This window comes from Microbulbifer elongatus (assembly GCF_021165935.1).
Lineage (GTDB): Bacteria > Pseudomonadota > Gammaproteobacteria > Pseudomonadales > Cellvibrionaceae > Microbulbifer > Microbulbifer elongatus.
The window spans coordinates 3,063,028-3,082,572 of the sequence record NZ_CP088953.1; the positions used below are offsets into that span (position 1 = coordinate 3,063,028).

Sequence of the window (19,545 nt, forward strand, 5' to 3'; positions counted from 1 at the left end):
GAAGTCGGTTAAATGAATTTAACAATGGCTGAAGAAAAACGGATCAGTCGATCAGGCCGCGATTCGCCCAATCCTGCGCACGCGCCATCAGCTTTTCGATAATGCTGTCGAGCTGATTCCGCTCATCCGCAGAGAGCGACCCCATCAGGTCGTTCTCGTACTGCTGCGCCAGCGGTACGATCCGCTCGTACACGTCCCGCCCCAGTTCAGAAAGGTTCAGTACCTGACGGCGGCGATCCGCGAGGTCTTCACTGCGGGTGATATAGTCATTCTTGATCAGAATGGACACGGCCCGGCTGATCGCCACCTTGTCCATCGCGGTCTGCTCCACCAGATCGGCGGCGGAGAGATTGGGAAAGCGGCCGAGAATGGCCATTACCCGCCAGGCGGGAATGGTGAGATCAAAGCGCGCGCTATAGGCATCCGCAATGGCGTTACTCACCCGGTTCGACAGAACCGACAAACGATACGGCAGGAACTTCTCCAACCGCAGGTCGTCCGGACGCACAGCGTCGATGGGGTCACTGAATGCCCCGGTTTCGCTGTGAGTTTCACTATTGGTGGTGTCGTTTGTCATTGCGGTCTTTGTACCTGCTAGGAATCCGGTTGTACCAAATATCAAATGTAACTAAGATTGGTTTCAATTGTAACCACTGCCGCAGGAATTTTTCTGGCAGGGTGCTGCCGCTGACGGGGAGCGCCGCACGACTGGTGAATTTCCCACCAGCCTGATGCGCCTGTACAGCATCAAACGAAATTGGCCGCGCATTATACGGCGTCTCACGCCATTTTTGTCAGCCTTGCTGTAAGTTTACGCAAACTGTTTGCTCGGGCAATGGGGCTTGCCATCTGCCATCCCCCTACCCTCAGACAGAAGACTTTCCCATCGTTGAGGATATTCAGAATATGGAGCTTCACGGATACTTCCGCTCTTCCGCCAGCTATCGGGTGCGCATTGCCCTGAACCTGAAAGGTCTCGAGTACCAATACCGCCCGGTAAATCTGCTGAAAGGCGAACAGAAGGAAGAGCCGCACAAGTCCCTGAACCCCCAGGGCCTGGTGCCCGCATTGATTGACGACGGCCAGGTGCTCACCCAGTCCCTGGCCATCCTGGAATGGCTCGACGAACAGCATCCGCAACCCGCCCTGCTACCCGATGGCGCGCTGGCCCGCGCACGTGTTCGCGCCCTCGCCTACAACGTCGCCTGCGACATTCAGCCGGTTCAGAACCTGCGCGTGCTGAAATATCTGCAAGCGGAACTCGGTGCCTCGGACGAACAGAAAGTAGCGTGGATACGACACTGGATCGGTCTGGGGTTTGATGCACTGGAGGCCCAGCTGGCCCCACAGCTCAACGCGCAGAGCACCGCGTTTGTGGGCGGCGAAACGCCCGGTCTGTTTGAGTGTTGCCTGGTGCCACAAATCTACAGCGCAGAGCGATTTGGTGTCGCGGTGAGCGATTACCCGACCATTGCGCGCATCGGCGCCGACTGCGCCGCGCTGCCGGCGTTCGAGAAGGCGCGCCCGGAAAACCAGCCCGACAGCACGCTCTGATTCATCCCTGCGCCGATGTCGGCGCAGCAGGGCCATCCAGAGAGAGCGGTTCTTTGAACGTCAGGGTCCGATAGGGGAAGGGAATTTCCATACCTGCAGCGTCCAGCGCGCGTTTTACCGCGGCCACCACCTGGCCGCGAGACTTGCGCTCTTCCAACGGTGTGGAGCCCGCCCACCAGGTAATCTCGATATCAATACCGCTGTCGGCAAACGCGTGGGGGAAGACCTGGATAGGCTCATCGTCCCGCACCAGTTCGCAGCCCCTTACCGCCTCTTCGATCACCCCCACCGCAGCATCCAGATCCACGCCATAGGCCACACCTACCTTGATAGTGAATCGACGCTTGTTGCGGTCAGTAAGAATCTCGCAGGGATTTTTGAATAGAAACAGATTGGGAACGATCACCAGCTCCCCGGTCGTACGCCGGATGGCGGTGTTGCGCACCTCCACCGCCTCTACCCGGCCGGATACATTTTCACACTCAATCACGTCCCCGGCCTCGAACGGAAACCGCCACAGAATCAGGATGCCGGCGAAAAAGTTCTCGAAGATATCCTTGAATGCCAGCCCCACCGCCACCGACAACAGTCCCAGTCCCCCCAGTGCCTTCGCGGGGGTCAGCCCGGGAAACAGCACCATTGCGGTAAACAGCAGACCGATAACCCAGATAAAGATACGCACCAGGCGCACCAGCAGGTCTTGCAGCGATGGGCGTTGTGTGGTTTTTCTGGCAAAGCGGCGGGCGAATTTGCCGACCACGGTGGCAACCAACCAGGTCAGTAGCAGCATCACTACGCTGGCGGCAAAAAACGGGATATGCGCAAGAAAACCCTGCCAGATATTCAGCAGAGACTCGGATACGGTATCGACCACTTCACTGAATGACGAGGGGGCGACTTTGGCGAGTTCCAGGGAATCCGCCAGCTCTTTGGCCTTATCCGGATCCACCGGTGGATTCTGAACCAGCACCCGGTCTATGAGCATTCGGAGCATGGCCAGGTCCCGTCAGGATGCGCCGGACGTGTAATCCTGCATACGCAGCCACTTGGTCGCAATCCACTTCTCCCCGGCAACAACCGGACTGCCGCCATGCAGTGTCTGGTAGTCCAACGCTCCCCCGTCGCTGGTGTAGGAAAAAAACAGCCCCGCACCCTTTTGCGGCAGTACATCCAGCCCCACACGGGGAAATACCGTAGCGCCACCAGATGTCACATCATTGAGGTACATGATGAGCGTGCCGATGCGCTGCCCGCCGGAGCACAGAACACCGTGGTTGCCGGGCTTTTCCGGATTGAAAAAGTCGTAATGTGGGCGATATTCCGCGCCCACCTGATAGTTCAGGATCTGCAGCGGCTCACCGCGCGCCTCGGGTACCGCCAGAAGCCGTGCGATTCGCGCTTCGATTGCGGAGATCATGGGGGTTTCACCGCGACGGAAGTGGGTTCCCGAGCTGGTGCGGGTATCCCTCAGATCGAAAGATCCCCGGTCGGAATTCACCACCCGCGAGGGTTGCAGGTTGGGTTTCGACATCTCGACCAGTGCATCGCACTCGCTGTCTGACAGGAGATTGGCAAACAGGACGATGTTCGGCCTTTTCATGGCGAAGCGGACTTCTACCTGGCGGTCGCCCACATCTATCTGATTGCCGTCCGCGGCAAACTGGTGAAAACGTGCGTGCTTTTCGCTCCCCGGGGTGGTCACCCAGGGTGCGGAGGCCGGATGCTGCGCTTTGGCGGACCGGCCGGGCGCGCCGTCGGGTTCCCGGAGGCCCACCCCGTGATCAACAATGCATTGCTCTACGGCCTGGGAGATTCCCGGCTGGTAGCCGGCCTTCAGCAGCGCATCCACCATGACCGAGAGATGGTGCCCACTCTTTACCGCATTGCGGATCCACTGCTGTAGTTCTGGTTGAAGCTCTGCAAACTCCATTGGCGATCCCTGCCCATCCAAACGATCACATGAGTATAGCGCTCGGCCTCACAGATGGTTAGGCTTGCTAGGGAACCTCTGATCAAGTCCGTAATGCCTCAGCGTAACCTGAAGGTAGTAGCTGTTAGGCGCAGCACGCAGTGAATGGCCCGGTCCTTTACAAGGGCTGCAACGCAGCAGATGCTGCCTTCAGGTCGCGCCCGGAGGGGCTTTCAGAGCGGTTCACACTCTGCGTTGCGACTTCTCGAAAGGTCTAGACATTCCTGCGAAGCCACGCCTTGATTATGAACCGCTCTGAAAGCCTGAGGCATCACGGACTTGATCAGAGGTTCCCTAGCTGAGTTTCGGAATTTCTCAAGGAGTACGCATTGAATACCATGTTGGGCAGGAAAAGCCACCGGACACCGGGCCGCGCGCGCAGAATCACCCCCAGATTGCTCACACCGTGGGTTGTCCTGCTGCTGTTACCACTGATGCTGATTCAGGGGTGCGCGTCTCTGTCGCCGAACTTCGAGAAACCGGATGTTCAGGTCACCGCGGTGGAGCCATTGCCGAATAATCACAGTGGCGATCTGCGCTTTCGTATCCACTTGCGGGTCTTCAACCCCAACGACAGTGCGCTTGCCCTATCCGGGCTGTATTACACCCTGAAGCTGGCGGGACACAAGGTGATCACCGGCACCTCCAACAGTCTCCCGGTGATCCCGGCCTACGGACAGGAGGCCATTGTGGTGGACGCATCCGCCAACCTGATGGGGTCGATCATGGCGATGACAGAACTGGTGCGGTTGCAGGGAAACACGGTGCCCTATGAACTCGAAGCAAAGCTGGGACTGCAGAAGTCGATCCTGCCGGCGATACGGGTTTCGAAGCGCGGGGAGTTGCGCCTCAACCAGTATCAGAACTGAGCGGCAGCAGAATGTGGGAGACCAGAAACGTCTCCCCGGAAGAGATGCCCGCCCATCAGCGGCGGGCGGCCATTATACCGCCGGTCATCGCCACCAGGGACCCCAGGATCCCAAGGCCCACCAGGCTGTACAGGCTGATACTCTGTTCGGCCGCTGCCACCAGCACTTCCCGCAGTGGGAATTGCCAGCAGACAATCGCCGAGGCCAGCACTACGGCTGCATACTGGTAACGTGTGGCACGGCGCTCAGCGCGTTTGGCCGGTACCGGTGGCAACTCGGCCATCACCCGCTCACAGAAACCCTCATCGTCCAGATGCGGCTCACTGAATTGCAGCTGCTGGGACAACCAGGTGTCGAAGTCCGGCTCGCCGTCGCCCACGGGCCCGGCGGCGTGTACAACACCGTTTTTGACTACCATACCGTCCGATCCACCCCACACTTGCTGGGAATTGCCGTTTTGCGAATCTTTTGACTGTCTGTCGAAATCAGCCACTGACTACCTCCTCCCGCCAGGCCTGCAGCAGCGATTGCAGCTTTGACCGTGCGCGATTGACGTGGGATTTTACCGTGCCCAGCGGCAACTTCATAATGCTTGCCGCCTCCTCGTGGGAAAAGCCGCGCTGCATACACAGGTGCACCGCCTGCCTCTGGGCGTCACTCAATTCCCCCATAGCCGAATTCAGATCCCTGGCCATCCCCAGCTGCTGCGCTTCTTCGACGCTTTCCTGGGCCTGAGCGCTATCCACCGCCTCCTGGTCCACCACCGGGGCATTTTTGCGCTTGTGACTCATGACCAGATTGTAGGCAATGCGGTACAGCCAGGTGCTGAACCGTGCATCCCCACGAAACGCAGGCAGCGCCTTGTAGGCCTTGATAAAAGCCTCCTGCGCCATATCGTCGGCCAGACCCTGGTCGCCATCACACAGCTGACGGAGCGAGAAACGCAGCTGTGACTGATAGCGACGAACCAGCTGGGCATAGGCCCGCTGGTCTCCGTCTTCTACGACGCGCCTGATCAGATCCCCATCATCGAGGTTCATCTATCGGTTGCCCTTAACCCGCCTGTTTTTGGTCGTGCTTCCAGTTGACGTAGCGGGCGACCCCAATAAACAGCGGGATCAGGCCGAGGCTTCCCACATCCACACCAGCAGAAATCGAAAGCCAGATAAACACGGCGGCGCCGACAGCGATCAGGGTAATTCCCCGGTCTTTGGTGGTATTGGTGCCCTCCCGGTCCATGGCGTCCAGCAGCTCCGGCGGAATATCCCGGCCTTCGGAGACCATGCGGTTGATGTTCTCCATCAACAACTGCTTCTTGCGATAGTTATTGCGGGTCACCATCCACACGATCAGGATCGGCGTGCCGAACACGGCGATGATCGCCACAATGCCAATCAACCAGTCCATATCCGGCCCTCCCGAGCGCTGCTCTCTGACCTTGTCTTCACGAACCTCCACGTAAGCGCGCTCGTGCATGCGCTCCGCATGCTCCCGCGCCCGTTCCGCGCGCTCCCGGATGCGCTCGGCACGCTCCATGTCCGCCTTGATGCCGATGCTGATATTGCGCGGCACCGAATCCAGCGCCTGCTCTACCACAAGGCCCTTCTCGTCGAGAATGCCCTTTTCCTCCAGCTTTTCGTAAATCCGCTGGGTCACCTTGCCGCCGAAGGCCTCGCCGAGATCAATCTCGACATCGGCGTTTTCGCCATTCTCATCCCGAGTGTGGATGCGCAGGGTACCGTCGTCCTGGCGCAGGATGCGCACCTGTTTGGTCACCTCTTTCTCCACCGGCCTGGGCTCGATCGCGGGGGCCGGCGGCGTCGGCGGCTGCGGCGCAACCGCCTCTTCTTCCTGGGCCTGCAGGCCACCCGAAGCGCCCATTCCCACGGCGGCTGCCAGGACCAGAGCCCAGATATTCAGCGGGCCACGTTGCTTGGATTCATTCGCTCTCATTGGTGTTGTCTCGCTCTTACTGATCTGAGGCAAAGCAGGAGGTTGCCCCGGCCAAACTCTTGCGCGATGGTGACAGATAGACGAACTACCCCGACAGACCATCAATGGCGCAAGATTGTACCTTTTTTAGGCAACCGGTATCAGGTTCTGGGATACCCGGTGCCACTTTACCCTTCCCCTGATGGACGATGGCAGTACACCTTTTGGATGCAACTGACGAGAAATAATTGAAGGAGCACACCATGAACCCTCAATCAGCAACACCGGCAGCCCCGATTGAGTTCTGGTTTGGCAGCGCGGACCTGCACCATCCGCCGCCGGAACCCCTGCGAAAACGGTGGTTTCAGCGTAGTGACCGGTTTGATGAGGAGATTCGCAGCCGCTTTGGCACCGCGGTCGAGCTGGCCCTGAACGGGCAGCTTGCGTATTGGCGGGACACCCTGGTCGGCCAACTGGGTCTGATCCTGTTATGCGACCAGTTCACCCGCAATCTCTATCGCGGGTCGGCCCAGGCATTCGCCGGCGATGCACAGGCACTGGAAATCAGCCAGGCCCTGGTCCGCGACAACGCCCATACTCAACTGGGGCTGCACCAGCGCGCATTCGCCGGTATGCCCCTGGAGCACTCCGAGCTAGCGGAAGTCCAGAACCAGTCGGTGGCCTACTTCGATCAGATCCAGCGGGACTATGCCGCGAACAGCCCCGACAGCACTCAGAAGGATGCCAAAGCGGCGACGGAGTACTACCGGTTTGCCGTAGCCCATCAGAACGTCATTCAGCAGTTCGGTCGCTACCCCCATCGCAACCAGGCGCTCGGCCGGCAGTCCACGCCGGAGGAACAGGACTGGCTGGACAATGGTGGCGGTTTCTAGCTCTTCTCCCCCGCAGCACGTACACTGGCGCGGAATGTGGTGTTTTGCAGTTGACACTGAATATCCATACAGATACTGTATATCCATCCACATCAACGACACATAACCACAATACCAAGACCTCAGGAGGCCCAGTATGGCGGTAGTAGCCGTTTGGAAATGCGATAGAGACGGAGCCATGTTCGATAACAAAAAAGATGCCGAAGAACACGACAAGATGCTGGAACTTGCCGCCAACATCACCGCACTGATCGAGCGCAATATTGAGGGCGTGTCTGAAGAAGCGAGTGAAGAAATCGGCCTGATGCTGGCCAAGCGCCGCGAAGTTCTGGCCAAAGCCTGTAAAGGAAAGCCGGAAGAACTGCTCGCTGCAGAAGAGCAGGACGAACCGTCCAGCGACGAGAACGTCACGCCGCTGGCGGCAAATCAGTAATCCCCCCTGGACACCAATATTCTGGTTTCCATCCCTGTACTATGCCCGGCTTGCCGGGCTTTTTTTCACCTGCAAGCCGGTCACGATACCGCTGGATATCAGAGCGCGCTGACGATATTGACCACCGCCAGAATGATGATGACCAGCCAGGTCAGCGCAGTACCACCAAACCGGCCGGGGTGATAGCCCCCCTTGCCACCCACCAGACCAATGGCGTGCAGGATTCGCGCAAAAACCAGGGCGCCCCCGAGACAGTGCAGCCACACCGCAGATACCCCATTGATCTCCGCAACCAGTAACAGGATAAGTGCCAGGGGAATATACTCGATGGCATTGGCGTGAGCCCGTACCAGGACTGCACCCGCTTTATCACCGCCGGTGCCAATACCGACTTTTTTGCCGCGCCGGAAACGCACAACATTGAATGCCAGCGCAATCACCAGCAATGCACACAGACCGCCATAAAGCGCGGTAATTTCTACACTAATCATCAGTTTTTATATCCGTGTCCGGTACCCGCTTTGGGGTGTAAATAACGATCCCGCAACCGCGTAGAGCGATTGACGAGAGACTGGGGTTTGCCATCAATCAACACCAGTTCGGCAAAGCTGGTGACCTCCAGGGGATCACCACTCCACAAAACCAGTTCTGCAACACCGTCGGGAGCAAGGACACCCCCTTCGATACCAAAGATATCCGCCACATTGGCCGTGACCGCGCGGATACCCTCTTCGAAAGGCAATCCGTAAGCTACCGCGTTGCCCGCGGCCTGCCGGGACAGGTAGCTATTGTGGGAACCCGCGTAACCGGGGCCGCTAATCGCTACCGTCACACCGGCCCGATGCAACAACGCCGCGTTGTCCATTCGCGCGCCGAGCTTTTCGAACGCATCCGGGGTATTACCCAGCACATCCACCACCACCGGTACCCGTGCCGCGGCCAGCTGCTCGGCCACCATCCACCCTTCCGCGCCGCCAATAATAATCGGGCGGATCGGGAATGTGTTTGCCAGGGTGAGCACCTGCAGAATATCGCTGGCACGATCCGCACTGATCATCAACGGCTGCTCCTCCCGCAGTACCGGCTGCAGCGCCTCCAGATCGTCCACGGCGAAATCGAGTTCACGCCACTGCCCGCGGCGTATCTCGTCCCGGTTCTCCGAGTATTCTTTCGCCTGTTCCAGCGCGCTCTCCAGTTGCGCAAATGCCATCGCGCGGCTGCCGCCGGCCAGTTGCGCACCGTACTCACCGAAGTAAACCTTCTGTACCAGGTCTGCATTGATCACACTGTCGAAGTCGCCGGTGAGTTTGATGGCAAACCCCTGCCCGGCAAAGATCGAGTCTTCACTGGCCGGCACCACAACCGCCCGGGTCAGACCTCCGGCCCGATTAAACGGGATCAGAGTAGAGCGCGGGTTGAATGCCACCACCGGATTGAACGCAGCGCCGATGGACTGCTCGGCAATGGCACCATCGTTGGTGGACGCCGCTGCGCCGATTTCTGTCAGCCCCAGCGCGCTGCTGGGTGCGATCAGCCCCGGCGTCACCACCTTGCCGCGACCATCGATGATCAGCTCTGCCGTGGCATCACCGAGATCCTCCGCGATCTGCACAACCTTGCCGTCGCGCACCAGCAGGTCGCCACTTTCCAGGGTCCCCTGATCCGCGAGGGTCACGATTCTGGCATCTTTGATCAGAATGCTTTGACTGTGCGCCGACACCGCGAAACCAAACAGGCACATCAGAGAAACCTTCATACCGGCTCTCAACAGATTGGAAATTTCCATTAGCGCTCCCCTCCCTCTGGCAGACGCTCGCCTTCGGCGTCCAGGATGCCCAGTTCAAAATCGCTGTGCGGTTGCCGCGCAGGATCGTTGCGGTCGTACATCAATACGCCGTCAATAAATACCTGTTCCGCTTTCGCGTAAACACTGAAGGGGTTGGAGGACCAGACCACCACGTCCGCCATCTTGCCTTTTTCCAGGGTACCGGTGACATCATCAATGCCCAGTGCACGTGCCGGGTTGCGCGTCATCCAGGTAACCGCGTGGCGCGGCTGAATCTCGAAGCCAGCACGCTGGCCCGCCACCATCGCCTTGGCCGTCTCCTCATTGAGGTGCTGAATTCCCACTGCCGAGTCCGAGTGGATCATGGCGCAGGCCTTGGCCTGATCGACGATGGCAATGTTGGCCTCGGTCATGTCGAAGGCTTCGTGTTTGAACCCCCACCAGTCGGCCCACATTGCTGCACACACATTGTTCTCCGCCAGCAGATCCGCCACTTTGTACGCCTCCACCGCATGGTGAAAAGTCGATATCTGGAAATCGAACTCCCGGGCGATGTCCATCATGATGGCCATCTCCTCACCGCGGTAACAGTGGTTGTGCACCAGAATATCGCCGTTCAAAACGCCCGCCAGCGTTTCCATCTGCAGATCCCGGTCCGGGGCGTCGCCACCGTTGATGTAGTAGTTTTCCCACTTTTCCTTGTACGCCGCAGCTTCGATCCAGGCCTGTCGGTAACCGGCGACATTTCCCATACGGGTGGAGGGCAGACTGCCCTTGCCACCGTACACCCGCTTGGGATTTTCACCACAGGCCATTTTCAGGCCATAGGGAGCACCGGGAAATTTCATATCCTGCACACTGCGCCCCGGCACATTTTTCAGGGTCACACCGCGGCCCCCGAACAGGTTGGCCGAGCCGGGCAGAATTTGCAGGGTGGTCACTCCGCCCGCAAGGGCCAGGGCGAATTGAGGATCCTGGGTCCACACCGAGTGCTCCGCCCATACCTGTGCGGTATTCGGTGATGTCATTTCATTGCCGTCCTGGGAGGACTCGATCGCAGGCGCCGGGTAATCCCCCAGGTGGGAATGCACATCAATAATGCCCGGCGTCACCCACTTGCCCGCGCCCTCGATTACCAGACCTTTCCTGGGCGCCTTTAACTCGTCACCGATTGCAGCGATCTTGCCGTCTTTCAGAAGCAGGTCGGCTTTGAGCAGTTTTTCGCCAGTGCCAGTCAGTAAAGTCGCTCCGCGAATCAGTACCGGGGCAGCCTCGTCGGGTTGATAGGTACTGGGGAAATCTCCCTGGCGGGCAAAGTCCGGCCCATCGGCAGCCACATCTTTGTCATCGCCGCCACAGGCGGTGAGCATCCCCGCCAGCAAGGCTCCGCCGACGCCCAGTGGCAGGCGCAGCCGTCGCCATACCGAATCTTTTACGGATCTCCGAGTGAAGCGCATGCCCTTTCCTACCCCCTGAAATGTTATTAGGAAACGATGATCGTTATTTTCAAAGAACGCATAGATTCAACACCAATGTGATGGCTGCAGCAACTCGCCACTCCAGCGCCACAGAAACTGTATGTTTACTAGACAATTCGGCAAAGCCATGGTGCAATCGAGAAACGTTCCCAGGTTCCGGAAGGCAAATGGAAACCAGAATAAAAACAGGGGTCAATAACGCGGCAGCGGCGGATGGCCCGGCACCTGCAACACAGGAAAATTCGCAGGAGGTCTACGAAGCCCTGCGTAAAAGTGAAGAGCGCTACCGGGAGCTGGTGGAGCACGCCAATTCGATCATTCTCCGCTGGGACCGCAGCGGCGTGGTCACGTTTTTCAATGAGTATGCGCAGCGTTTTTTCGGCTACTGTGAAGAAGAAATCATCGGCAGGCATGTGGTGGGCACCATTGTGCCCGAGAACGAAAGCACTGGTCGCGACCTGCGGCCGCTGATGGACCATATCTGCAACCACCCGGAAGAGCACCGCTATAACGTCAACGAAAATGTCACCAAAGACGGCACCCGCGTCTGGGTCGCGTGGACCAATAAATTGCTGACCGATGACAATGGTGATGCCATCGGCGTGCTCAGTATCGGTACGGACATCACCAAACAGCGGTTACTGGAAGAAGAGCTGCGGCAAGCGCAGAAGATGCAGGCCATCGGCGAGCTGGCCGGTGGCATTGCCCACGACTTCAACAATATGGTGCATGGTATCGCCGGCTTTGCCGAGGTCATCAAGCAGACAACCTGTGATACCAAAATAACCGAGTACGCATCCCAGATACTGACCACCGCCCATCACGCCGCGGAACTGACCAAGCAGCTATTGACCTTCGCGCGCAAAGGCTCTTACCAACTGCACGACTGCAATACCCACGATATAGTGCGCGATGTCTGCGCCATGCTCGAGCGCACCATTGACCGCCGCATTCTGGTTCGCCAGGAGTTGCGCGCGGAGCTGCCCTACGTCAATGGCGACCCCTCGCAACTGAAAAGTGCGCTGCTCAACCTGGGTATCAATGCCAAAGATGCCATGCCGGCCGGTGGTCAGCTGGTCTTCAGTACCAGCAATATCGAAGTCACCGAGCCACTCGCCATTTCTGACTTTCAGCTTGAAGCCGGTGAATATCTGCGCATCAACGTCCGCGATAGTGGTACCGGCATGACGGAAGAAATCCGCCAGCGCATATTCGAGCCCTTTTTTACCACCAAGGCCAGCGGCCGCGGTGCCGGTCTCGGGCTGGCGGCCGTTTACGGTACCACCCACCTGCATCGCGGGGCGATCCAGTGTCGCTCGGAAGTCGGTAAGGGAAGCGATTTTGAATTGTATCTGCCGGTTATCAGCAATAGCCGCACGCAACATTGCCGCACGCAAACGGCACCCCACACCCGCACTATTCGCATGCTGCTGGTGGATGATGAAGCCATCGTACGCAGCTACTCAAAAACCCTGTTTGAAATGCATGGCCATCAGGTGGACACCTTTGCCTGCGCCGTCGAGGCGATAACCTACTATGAGCAGCATTTCAGAGAAATTGACCTGGTGCTCCTCGACATGATTATGCCGCAGATGGATGGGCAGCAGTTGTTTGCGGAATTGAAGCGGATCAACCCCGACATCAAGGCTCTGTTATCGACCGGTTACAGTGTCGAAAGCAAAGTGCAGGAGATTCTCGCCGAAGGCATTCTCGACTGCATTAAAAAGCCGTTTACCTACGACCAGCTGGAGCAGAAAATTTCTCTACTGTTCGCGCCGCACAGTGGCCAGGGCACTGATGGGTAAATACCGCGATGCACCGCGCCGGCGGATCAATAATGCAGGATCTTGATGACCGGCTCGCCATTGTCGCACTCCCCAACCACTTCGGGCTTGGAAATCAGCGACCCCGCCTGTCGGGGAATTCTCGAAGGATAAGGGGCGAGACAGGCGTAGTGGAAGTTGACCGACCAATTGCAGTAAATGATCCCGTCATCCTCATCATAGAAACGTTCCTGACAAAAGCTCAGATAGGGGCTCTGCCCTCCTCCCGGTTGCCCTGTCATTTCGCCACCCTCCGAGTCACTCTGGGCCGAAACCGGGCTGCCTGTCACGCATACCAGCATGATGCAGCCAAAAATCCACTGGTAGCAGCGATTCATAGGGAACCCTCTAACACTGTATTCCGCGGGCACACAATCACGGCGACACCGGTGAGGCCACCGGAACCTGCGCCTCTCCATTGAGCTTAGCAGGTCTGGCGCAAATATCCCCACAACCGTACGGGGACACTGACCTGCCAGTCTCGAGTCCAGCTGATATGATACGCCGTTCCCCTGAAGACGCTCCGAGGCACTGATGTCCAGCTCCTGCCCCTGTGGTACCGGTAAATCCATCGATCAATGTTGTGGCCTCTACCTGTCCGGTCAGACCTACCCCAACAATGCCGAAGCACTGATGCGCAGCCGCTACAGCGCCTATGTCACCGGTAATATTCCCTACCTGAAAAAAACCTGGCACCCGGACACCTGTCCGGAGCTGACCAGCGACGACCTTCACACGAGCTGGCTACGCCTGGACGTAATCAGGAGCAAAAAAGGACTGAAGAAGTCGGTGGTAGAATTCAAAGCGTGGTTTGATGACGGCGACTCGGAGCGCGCACTACACGAGATATCGCTGTTCAAACTGCACAAAAAGCGCTGGGTGTATGTGGGGCCACTGGATCAGTGACAACTGCTGCTGTAGTACGCCGACCACCTACTTCATCATCTCCTGCCGGGTTACCCGTGCGTATTCCTTTGCCCAGTGCACCACCGCCTCAGGAGCGAGATAAACCCGCCCCACTATAAATCAGCACACATAGCCCATGAAAACAGGCCTAAACCTGCTCAACCAAAAGAAGCCAGGCTACAGCGTGCACCCTGAAACAACGCCAATAACATTATCCTCATCTTCCATGCGCATCATGCGCGCCACCTTCTCCCCAGCATCCAACCCATGGTGGGTAACCACCAGATCGGAACGTTCCTCATCCCAGGAGCGCACCAAATCGCAGTCTGCTGCTCGCTCATCCACAAACACTTTATCTACAGCCACCTTGGAAAGTTGTGACCAATCTTCAACTTTGGCGCCCCATAGAAGCAGGCGACCATGATTATTGGTAAATTTCGGCAGCCCATCCAAAGTCCCATCGGTAAACTTCAGTTCGGAAATACTCTTCGGTAATGGTGCTTTAGCCATATCCACCATATTGAAATTGTTTATCTCAATATCCGTCAGATTCGTGAGCTGGAATAGCTCCGTTAGCGCAAGAGGAGATTCTTCATGGGCTGTACACGAAATCTTCTTGATCTCCTCCATAAAACGGAACCCCTTGTCCGAGGCAATGCTATCAATACATTTGGCGAGATCCGCATTGTCAAAATTTAATGACGCCACCGGTGTGTAACCGACCCGGGTTACATCCACCGCCAACTGGTACTCGCTGTACTTATCGGCCACCGTACCGGTAATACGAAAGGTAAAGGGCTTGGTGAGATCACTGCGATATGGCTCAGGCAATACCACCTCTAGCTCCTCATTAATCGTCACCCCACCACTCAATTGGACGCCCTCCAGATCCGAGACATCTTCAACATCGGTTGGCAAAAGTCGGTTGATCCAAATAGGTTGCAATGGAAGTACACTCTTCGATTTGGTGTACTTTTCTACTGTCAGATCGCCCGCAGATCGATGATCAAAATCGCCGCTTTCTGAATCGTTACTCTCCGCGAATTCCGAACGCTCGTCGAGCTCGGACTTTGTCATCCCCATCGCCGCTGGCACTTTACAGACCTTGAACATCTCCACCATATTGCTCATGCCGGCGGCAAAGGATTTTGGGGTAGCATTGAGTGCAACGATAATCGCGCCGCCCTCTTCCAAGTCTGCGCCCTTTAGCTGGCGCAACGCACTCGCAATCTGGCGCTTTTCGGCGATCGCCGTCTTCAGATTATCGGCAATTTCTGGGTGGTAGCACGGCGAATCCTGATCCAGCTTCCCAAACAGTGACTCGAGTTCCTGCTGATATTGAGTGGCCAGTGCCAGTGCGCTATCCATGTTTCCGGCTAACTTGTCGTACACGCCCGACTCTACTGCGGCCTTGGCACTACCGGTTTCGCTCACTGTGCGAGAAAGCTCTTCGACCAGCGCTCCATACTCATCCGCCAGTGCTCGATCCTTCTCCAGCAGTGTCTCTGTGCGCTCGGAGAATGCCTCAATTTCATCCAGCGTGTCGGTATCTGGTACACAAGCCGTCACCAGAACCGTAAAGAGCGTAACAGCAAACATTGAAAACCACTTCCGGAGGCACGGCAGCCCATCAATCAACATCATCACTTCCTTGTATAAACATGGTTAGTAAACAAACAAAACTTCCACTTGGTACGCTGTGTTAAAAACATCTACGCCAAGTCACCGACATGCTACACAAGTTATGCTGCAGAAATATAGAACCACCGCCAAGGACGCGTTAATAAGGACCATTTATGCGAACGAATCGCCAGAGAACATTGTCGTCTCCCGTTTCCCACGCCCTCACTGCCCAAGTACAACAAAGGCCGACACTATCTCTGCCAGACATTTGATCGCAAATGGCACCTTGCCAGGTGAAACCACCGGTATAATCGTCGAATATGAGTAAGACACACTTTATAATTCCACTCCGTTTCTAGCCGAGCAGCGCCTCGCCAATGACACCAGAGCCCCTCTTCGAAGACGACCACCTCATCGCGGCCTACAAACCGGAAGGCTGGCTGGTGCACCGCTCCGATATAGACAAACACGAAGACCGCATCCTGCTACAGTACCTGCGGGACCTGGTCGGTGTGCACCTGTACCCGGTGCACCGGCTGGACAAACCAACGTCTGGTGTGATCGTGTTTGGCAAAAGCGGAGAGGCAGCCGCCAAACTGCAGGGGCAGCTGGACAGTGACGCATCGATCAAACAATACCTGGCGATCTGTCGCGGTTACTGCCCGGAACAGGGCGTGATCGACCATCCGCTACCGCCGGTGGCCGACTTCAAACACCAGCGCAAGCGCCCAAAATCCGACCTTCCCCGCCAGGAGGCGATTACCCATTTCCGGCGCCTTGGCACCGTGGAGCTACCTTATTGCGTGGATCGCTACCCCAGCAGCCGCTACTCCCTAGTGGAAGTGGAGCTGAAGACCGGCCGCCGCCACCAGATCCGTCGCCACTTCAAGCACCTGTCGCACCCACTGATCGGTTGCCCGAAATACGGCAAGTCCACCCACAACCGCTTCTTCGCAGAAGAGCTGCAATGTGCAAGACTCTTGCTGCATGCCTATCGGTTGTCCATACAGCACCCAGAATCCAGTGAGCGCCTCGAGATTGTGGCACCGCCCAGAGGTTGTTTTGTGACATTGATTGAGCGGTTTGGATGGCCGCTGCCCTGAATGCGGCCCGTTTACAAAACTAGATCTTGCTTACACCGCGGGGCTCCTACTACGATGATGAATCGCTGAAATATCCTGTACTAATGGCACGATAATTCCATCGATTCGAGTAGAGAGGCTATACGCACTAGTGCCCCGGGCCTGGCGCCCGGGACCGGAATCAAGAACCAGAGCCAGACACAAGGAGAGCGAAACGCTTTATGGCTTTTTTAACTCGCAATCAATCACCACTGATCAATCACCTCGGCCAAGCCCTTCTCGCACTCGCCCTGACCCTCACATCCTCCCCACTAACCGCCGCCGAAAAACCCACCGTAGCCCCCCAGGATGCCCGCCTGAGCGATATGGACTACCACTACCCGGTCGAGACCTTTGCGTTCCGCGACCAGCAGCAGCCATTGGAAATGGTCTATATGGACGTACCGCCGGCAGCGGACGCCAATGGCAAAACCGTTGTGTTACTGCACGGTAAGAATTTCTCCGGCGCCTACTGGCAGAGCACCATCGATGCCCTCAGCAGACAGGGCTATCGGGTTATTGCGCCGGATCAGATTGGGTTTGGCAAATCCAGTAAGCCGGAGGGCTTCCAGTTCACCTTCCAGGCGCTGACAGACAGCACCAAGGCACTGCTGGACAAGCTCGACGTTTCCCGCGCCACCGTCGCCGGCCATTCCATGGGCGGGATGCTCGCCACCCGCTTTGCCCTGATGTACCCGGAAACCGTCGAAAAGCTGGTGCTGATCAACCCCATCGGCCTGGAAGACTGGAAGCGCTTCACCCCCTATCAGCCCATCGAGCAGGCCACTGCCCAGGAAAAACAGCAGACCCCGGAGAAAGTGAAAAGCTATATGACCGCCGCCTACTTTGACGGTAAATGGAAAGCGGCCTACGACCCGCTCCTGGCCATTCAGGCCGGCTGGACCATCGGCCCGGACGCCGACAAGATTGCGGAAATTGACGCGCGCACATCCGACATGGTGTTCACCCAGCCGGTGCTGTACGAATTCGGCGACCTGAAGGCCCCCACCCTGCTGATTATCGGCACCCGCGATCGCACCGCCATTGGCCGCAATCGCGCACCGGAATCCATCCGCGCCGATCTCGGCCGCTATGACAGACTGGGCAAAACAACCGCGCAGGCGATTCCGAATGCGCAATTGGTGGAGCTGGACGGCATCGGTCATGTACCGCAGTTTGAAGACTTTGACCGCTATATGGCCGCACTCACCAAATTTCTGAAAGCTCCCGGCAAGCAGTAAGCGCGGTTTAAAAGTCCGGGCGGTAAAACCCGGTGTGCCCGGACTTTAAACATTAAAAGGAAGCGATCGAATACTAGGGCGATCGCGTTCCGCAGAATTCCCGCTCACACCGGTTTTCGTAACAGTTCACCAGGGCGTCCCGTGTACAGAGAAAACTCTCGGCCGCGGCGCTCTGCTTACACTCCGCATTCGGGCTCCAACGAATCTCGGCCTTATAGCTACTCCCGCAAAACTCGGCCGCCTGATTCCGCAAATTGGTTTCCGCCAGGTCGATGGCCACGGATCGCTGATAATAGCTGCTGGAACTTCCGCTGAACGGGTAATCGCGCCCCGCTCCCACATAGGCATTTCCGCTCTCTTCTTCGGCACCCGTGGGCTCAGCTTCCTTGGCAGCGGCGACCGCTGCAGGGCTCGCCGTGTCGGGCCTATGCTGCACTTTCTTTCCCGCTTTCGAATCCGATTCCGAACCCGATTCCGCAGGTTTTCGCTCCGTATTCGACTTACCAAACGCCGGACGGGGCGCGGTTTGTGCACGGTCGACCATGGCACTGATCTGGCGAGACTGCTGTAACACCTGCGCATTGCGGTTGCTGATGGCGCTGAATGTCGACTGCCAGGTAGCCTGACTAAAGGCTTCCGCGCGCTGCTTTGACGCCGCCGCCCGTGCTGCTGCCTTTTCAATATTCGCCAGGTCGCGGTAGGCGCTTTCGATTCCCTCCGCAGCCTCGTCGATCCATTTCACCGCCTGCGGCACCACCTCCTGCGGCGGTATCATCTTGCGGCGAAGGGAACCGCTGGACTGAGCCCACAGCGCGCCCTCACGCTGCTGCAGCTGCGCAAATTGAGACTGGTAATTATTCAGGTCGTACCGCGCCAGCGCATCGCTCCGGCATTCCACGTATTCCCGGTTCAGGCGGATACGCTGTTCCACATACATCGGTGCCAATCGCTTATAGCGTTGACGGGACGACTGGTAATCTTTCGGACAACCCTGGGAAACGGCAAAAGCATCGAACAGGAGCGGTTCGACCTCTTCCCGCCAGAAGCGGCGATAGCGCGCATCTCCCTCACGGGCATCCGCCAGGGCGGCCCTGTTTTTCAGGTAATAATCGGTAAATGCCTGCTGTTGCTCCCGGGCACGCTCCCCTACTTCCACGGTCAACGTCGCCGTACCGGCAGAGCGCTTGCGTGCCGCAGCTGCCGTCTTCAGAAAGTACAAGCCACCCAACGAGCGGTCTTCCATCCGGCGTTTTACACTGGATGTGAGAAAGTTCAGATCTCGCATTTCCAGTTCTTCGATCTCGCGCTGGGCAAAGCAGGCATAGCAGTATTGCCAATCGGTAACCACGGCACCCTTATAAGGACCTGAAGGCGTTTGTGCGGGCAGCCCAAGGTCTTTCTGCTCACTGATATAGGCGCCCTGCTGGAGAAGCGTCTCTGCGCTTACATATTTCAGAGGGATGACCACATACCTGTAAAGCGGAATCGCCTGCGGTCCCTTTTTCATTTCCAGCCATGCCACCACCATCGGTGTTTTTGCCGACACCAGTTCGTCGGTGCTGCGCAAGCGCTTCACACTGGTAAATTCGGTTGTCCCATAGGTGGCCACCAGCACCGACCTGTCCGAGCGGAACTCGGCGTCAGAATCCTTGTGCCAGTCTGCCACCCATTGATCGATACGCGGCTTCTCACTGTGGTATGTCTCAGAAACCACCTGACGCGCCGGCGTACTACACCCGGCCACAAGGGCAGTCACGATATTGAGAATCAGAACGCCGAGGCAGGCATTCAGGCGAGAAAGGCGAGCAGAGGTATTTGACGAAGGCATTTACTGTGTCTTTGAGTTCGTTAGGTTTGGTTCAAAGACTACATCAGGGTTGATAGACGACACAATTTTCGGCGGCTGACACCGGTAGC

Annotated in this window: 20 protein-coding genes; 8 read left to right on the forward strand and 12 right to left on the reverse strand. The window is 57.5% G+C overall.

Annotated features, from left to right (window positions below):
• Positions 1 to 43 precede the first annotated feature (43 nt).
• The gene (locus tag LRR79_RS12570; protein WP_051686858.1) at positions 44 to 577 is read right to left on the reverse strand and encodes a MarR family winged helix-turn-helix transcriptional regulator; all 534 of its coding nucleotides are present in this window, start codon (positions 575 to 577) and stop codon (positions 44 to 46) included.
• Between the two features lie 329 nt (positions 578 to 906).
• Here LRR79_RS12570 and maiA point away from each other — a divergent pair, with 329 nt between their 5' ends.
• Complete coding sequence (gene maiA / locus LRR79_RS12575; protein WP_231757549.1) at positions 907 to 1,554, forward strand: maleylacetoacetate isomerase; 648 nt, start codon at positions 907 to 909, stop codon at positions 1,552 to 1,554.
• Between the two features lies 1 nt (position 1,555).
• Here the strand turns inward: maiA and LRR79_RS12580 are convergent, their stop codons facing one another.
• The gene (locus LRR79_RS12580; RefSeq protein ID WP_231757550.1) at positions 1,556 to 2,548 is read right to left on the reverse strand and encodes a mechanosensitive ion channel family protein; all 993 of its coding nucleotides are present in this window, start codon (positions 2,546 to 2,548) and stop codon (positions 1,556 to 1,558) included.
• 12 nt (positions 2,549 to 2,560) lie between these two features.
• Positions 2,561 to 3,484: a 2OG-Fe(II) oxygenase gene (locus tag LRR79_RS12585; RefSeq protein WP_231757551.1), complete on the reverse strand. Its 924-nt coding sequence runs from the start codon at positions 3,482 to 3,484 to the stop codon at positions 2,561 to 2,563.
• 377 nt (positions 3,485 to 3,861) lie between these two features.
• Between LRR79_RS12585 and LRR79_RS12590 the strand changes: the two genes are divergently transcribed.
• The gene (locus LRR79_RS12590) at positions 3,862 to 4,392 is read left to right on the forward strand and encodes an LEA type 2 family protein (protein ID WP_231760025.1); all 531 of its coding nucleotides are present in this window, start codon (positions 3,862 to 3,864) and stop codon (positions 4,390 to 4,392) included.
• Positions 4,393 to 4,447: 55 nt separating this feature from the next.
• Here LRR79_RS12590 and LRR79_RS12595 read toward each other — a convergent pair whose 3' ends face one another.
• From LRR79_RS12595 to LRR79_RS12605, 3 genes are all read right to left on the reverse strand, one after another.
• On the reverse strand, positions 4,448 to 4,810 hold the full coding sequence (locus LRR79_RS12595; protein WP_231757552.1) for a hypothetical protein: 363 nt from the start codon (positions 4,808 to 4,810) through the stop codon (positions 4,448 to 4,450).
• A 67-nt stretch (positions 4,811 to 4,877) separates the two neighbouring features.
• Positions 4,878 to 5,432, reverse strand: coding sequence for a sigma-70 family RNA polymerase sigma factor (locus LRR79_RS12600; RefSeq protein ID WP_231757553.1), 555 nt, complete (start codon positions 5,430 to 5,432; stop codon positions 4,878 to 4,880).
• A 13-nt stretch (positions 5,433 to 5,445) separates the two neighbouring features.
• Positions 5,446 to 6,345, reverse strand: coding sequence for a DUF6249 domain-containing protein (locus LRR79_RS12605; protein WP_231757554.1), 900 nt, complete (start codon positions 6,343 to 6,345; stop codon positions 5,446 to 5,448).
• Positions 6,346 to 6,587: 242 nt separating this feature from the next.
• Between LRR79_RS12605 and LRR79_RS12610 the strand changes: the two genes are divergently transcribed.
• On the forward strand, positions 6,588 to 7,217 hold the full coding sequence (locus LRR79_RS12610; protein ID WP_231757555.1) for a DUF924 family protein: 630 nt from the start codon (positions 6,588 to 6,590) through the stop codon (positions 7,215 to 7,217).
• A gap of 136 nt (positions 7,218 to 7,353) precedes the next feature.
• Complete coding sequence (locus LRR79_RS12615; protein ID WP_231757556.1) at positions 7,354 to 7,650, forward strand: YebG family protein; 297 nt, start codon at positions 7,354 to 7,356, stop codon at positions 7,648 to 7,650.
• 98 nt (positions 7,651 to 7,748) lie between these two features.
• Here LRR79_RS12615 and LRR79_RS12620 read toward each other — a convergent pair whose 3' ends face one another.
• Genes LRR79_RS12620 through LRR79_RS12630 form a run of 3 tightly spaced genes read right to left on the reverse strand, consistent with a single transcriptional unit; the run spans position 7,749 to position 10,893 of the window.
• Positions 7,749 to 8,141 carry an MAPEG family protein gene (locus LRR79_RS12620; RefSeq protein WP_231757557.1) on the reverse strand — a complete coding sequence of 131 codons (393 nt, stop codon included), beginning with the start codon at positions 8,139 to 8,141 and terminating at the stop codon, positions 7,749 to 7,751.
• Positions 8,141 to 9,436, reverse strand: coding sequence for an amidohydrolase family protein (locus LRR79_RS12625; RefSeq protein ID WP_231757558.1), 1,296 nt, complete (start codon positions 9,434 to 9,436; stop codon positions 8,141 to 8,143). Before LRR79_RS12625 ends, LRR79_RS12620 begins: the two co-directional genes overlap by 1 nt.
• Positions 9,436 to 10,893: an amidohydrolase gene (locus LRR79_RS12630; protein ID WP_231757559.1), complete on the reverse strand. Its 1,458-nt coding sequence runs from the start codon at positions 10,891 to 10,893 to the stop codon at positions 9,436 to 9,438. The genes LRR79_RS12625 and LRR79_RS12630 overlap by 1 nt, the downstream gene beginning before the upstream one ends.
• A gap of 188 nt (positions 10,894 to 11,081) precedes the next feature.
• On the opposite strand from LRR79_RS12630, the gene LRR79_RS12635 reads away from it, so the two are divergent.
• Positions 11,082 to 12,719 (forward strand): hybrid sensor histidine kinase/response regulator, encoded by a 1,638-nt coding sequence (locus LRR79_RS12635; protein ID WP_231757560.1) that lies wholly within the window; start codon positions 11,082 to 11,084, stop codon positions 12,717 to 12,719.
• 26 nt (positions 12,720 to 12,745) lie between these two features.
• On the opposite strand, the gene LRR79_RS12640 is transcribed toward LRR79_RS12635, so the two are convergent.
• Positions 12,746 to 13,075, reverse strand: a complete 330-nt coding sequence (locus LRR79_RS12640) for a hypothetical protein (RefSeq protein ID WP_231757561.1) — start codon at positions 13,073 to 13,075, stop codon at positions 12,746 to 12,748.
• A 196-nt stretch (positions 13,076 to 13,271) separates the two neighbouring features.
• Here LRR79_RS12640 and LRR79_RS12645 point away from each other — a divergent pair, with 196 nt between their 5' ends.
• The gene (locus tag LRR79_RS12645; RefSeq protein ID WP_231757562.1) at positions 13,272 to 13,643 is read left to right on the forward strand and encodes a YchJ family protein; all 372 of its coding nucleotides are present in this window, start codon (positions 13,272 to 13,274) and stop codon (positions 13,641 to 13,643) included.
• A gap of 177 nt (positions 13,644 to 13,820) precedes the next feature.
• On the opposite strand, the gene LRR79_RS12650 is transcribed toward LRR79_RS12645, so the two are convergent.
• Positions 13,821 to 15,287: a hypothetical protein gene (locus LRR79_RS12650; RefSeq protein ID WP_231757563.1), complete on the reverse strand. Its 1,467-nt coding sequence runs from the start codon at positions 15,285 to 15,287 to the stop codon at positions 13,821 to 13,823.
• Between the two features lie 356 nt (positions 15,288 to 15,643).
• Between LRR79_RS12650 and LRR79_RS12655 the strand changes: the two genes are divergently transcribed.
• Together LRR79_RS12655 and LRR79_RS12660 are read left to right on the forward strand one after the other, a co-directional pair.
• The gene (locus tag LRR79_RS12655; protein ID WP_231757564.1) at positions 15,644 to 16,369 is read left to right on the forward strand and encodes a pseudouridine synthase; all 726 of its coding nucleotides are present in this window, start codon (positions 15,644 to 15,646) and stop codon (positions 16,367 to 16,369) included.
• A gap of 200 nt (positions 16,370 to 16,569) precedes the next feature.
• On the forward strand, positions 16,570 to 17,628 hold the full coding sequence (locus LRR79_RS12660) for an alpha/beta fold hydrolase (RefSeq protein WP_231757565.1): 1,059 nt from the start codon (positions 16,570 to 16,572) through the stop codon (positions 17,626 to 17,628).
• A 73-nt stretch (positions 17,629 to 17,701) separates the two neighbouring features.
• Here LRR79_RS12660 and LRR79_RS12665 read toward each other — a convergent pair whose 3' ends face one another.
• Positions 17,702 to 19,456: a hypothetical protein gene (locus LRR79_RS12665; protein WP_231757566.1), complete on the reverse strand. Its 1,755-nt coding sequence runs from the start codon at positions 19,454 to 19,456 to the stop codon at positions 17,702 to 17,704.
• Positions 19,457 to 19,545 lie beyond the last annotated feature (89 nt).

Bases quoted from the DNA above. Each gene is read 5' to 3' on its own strand.
- LRR79_RS12570 (WP_051686858.1), bottom strand. From the start codon at position 577: ATGACAAACGACACCACCAATAGTGAAACTCACAGCGAAACCGGGGCA.
- maiA (WP_231757549.1), top strand. From the start codon at position 907: ATGGAGCTTCACGGATACTTCCGCTCTTCCGCCAGCTATCGGGTGCGC.
- LRR79_RS12580 (WP_231757550.1), bottom strand. From the start codon at position 2,548: ATGCTCCGAATGCTCATAGACCGGGTGCTGGTTCAGAATCCACCGGTG.
- LRR79_RS12585 (WP_231757551.1), bottom strand. From the start codon at position 3,484: ATGGAGTTTGCAGAGCTTCAACCAGAACTACAGCAGTGGATCCGCAAT.
- LRR79_RS12590 (WP_231760025.1), top strand. From the start codon at position 3,862: ATGTTGGGCAGGAAAAGCCACCGGACACCGGGCCGCGCGCGCAGAATC.
- LRR79_RS12595 (WP_231757552.1), bottom strand. From the start codon at position 4,810: ATGGTAGTCAAAAACGGTGTTGTACACGCCGCCGGGCCCGTGGGCGAC.
- LRR79_RS12600 (WP_231757553.1), bottom strand. From the start codon at position 5,432: ATGAACCTCGATGATGGGGATCTGATCAGGCGCGTCGTAGAAGACGGA.
- LRR79_RS12605 (WP_231757554.1), bottom strand. From the start codon at position 6,345: ATGAGAGCGAATGAATCCAAGCAACGTGGCCCGCTGAATATCTGGGCT.
- LRR79_RS12610 (WP_231757555.1), top strand. From the start codon at position 6,588: ATGAACCCTCAATCAGCAACACCGGCAGCCCCGATTGAGTTCTGGTTT.
- LRR79_RS12615 (WP_231757556.1), top strand. From the start codon at position 7,354: ATGGCGGTAGTAGCCGTTTGGAAATGCGATAGAGACGGAGCCATGTTC.
- LRR79_RS12620 (WP_231757557.1), bottom strand. From the start codon at position 8,141: ATGATTAGTGTAGAAATTACCGCGCTTTATGGCGGTCTGTGTGCATTG.
- LRR79_RS12625 (WP_231757558.1), bottom strand. From the start codon at position 9,436: ATGGAAATTTCCAATCTGTTGAGAGCCGGTATGAAGGTTTCTCTGATG.
- LRR79_RS12630 (WP_231757559.1), bottom strand. From the start codon at position 10,893: ATGCGCTTCACTCGGAGATCCGTAAAAGATTCGGTATGGCGACGGCTG.
- LRR79_RS12635 (WP_231757560.1), top strand. From the start codon at position 11,082: ATGGAAACCAGAATAAAAACAGGGGTCAATAACGCGGCAGCGGCGGAT.
- LRR79_RS12640 (WP_231757561.1), bottom strand. From the start codon at position 13,075: ATGAATCGCTGCTACCAGTGGATTTTTGGCTGCATCATGCTGGTATGC.
- LRR79_RS12645 (WP_231757562.1), top strand. From the start codon at position 13,272: ATGTCCAGCTCCTGCCCCTGTGGTACCGGTAAATCCATCGATCAATGT.
- LRR79_RS12650 (WP_231757563.1), bottom strand. From the start codon at position 15,287: ATGATGTTGATTGATGGGCTGCCGTGCCTCCGGAAGTGGTTTTCAATG.
- LRR79_RS12655 (WP_231757564.1), top strand. From the start codon at position 15,644: ATGACACCAGAGCCCCTCTTCGAAGACGACCACCTCATCGCGGCCTAC.
- LRR79_RS12660 (WP_231757565.1), top strand. From the start codon at position 16,570: ATGGCTTTTTTAACTCGCAATCAATCACCACTGATCAATCACCTCGGC.
- LRR79_RS12665 (WP_231757566.1), bottom strand. From the start codon at position 19,456: ATGCCTTCGTCAAATACCTCTGCTCGCCTTTCTCGCCTGAATGCCTGC.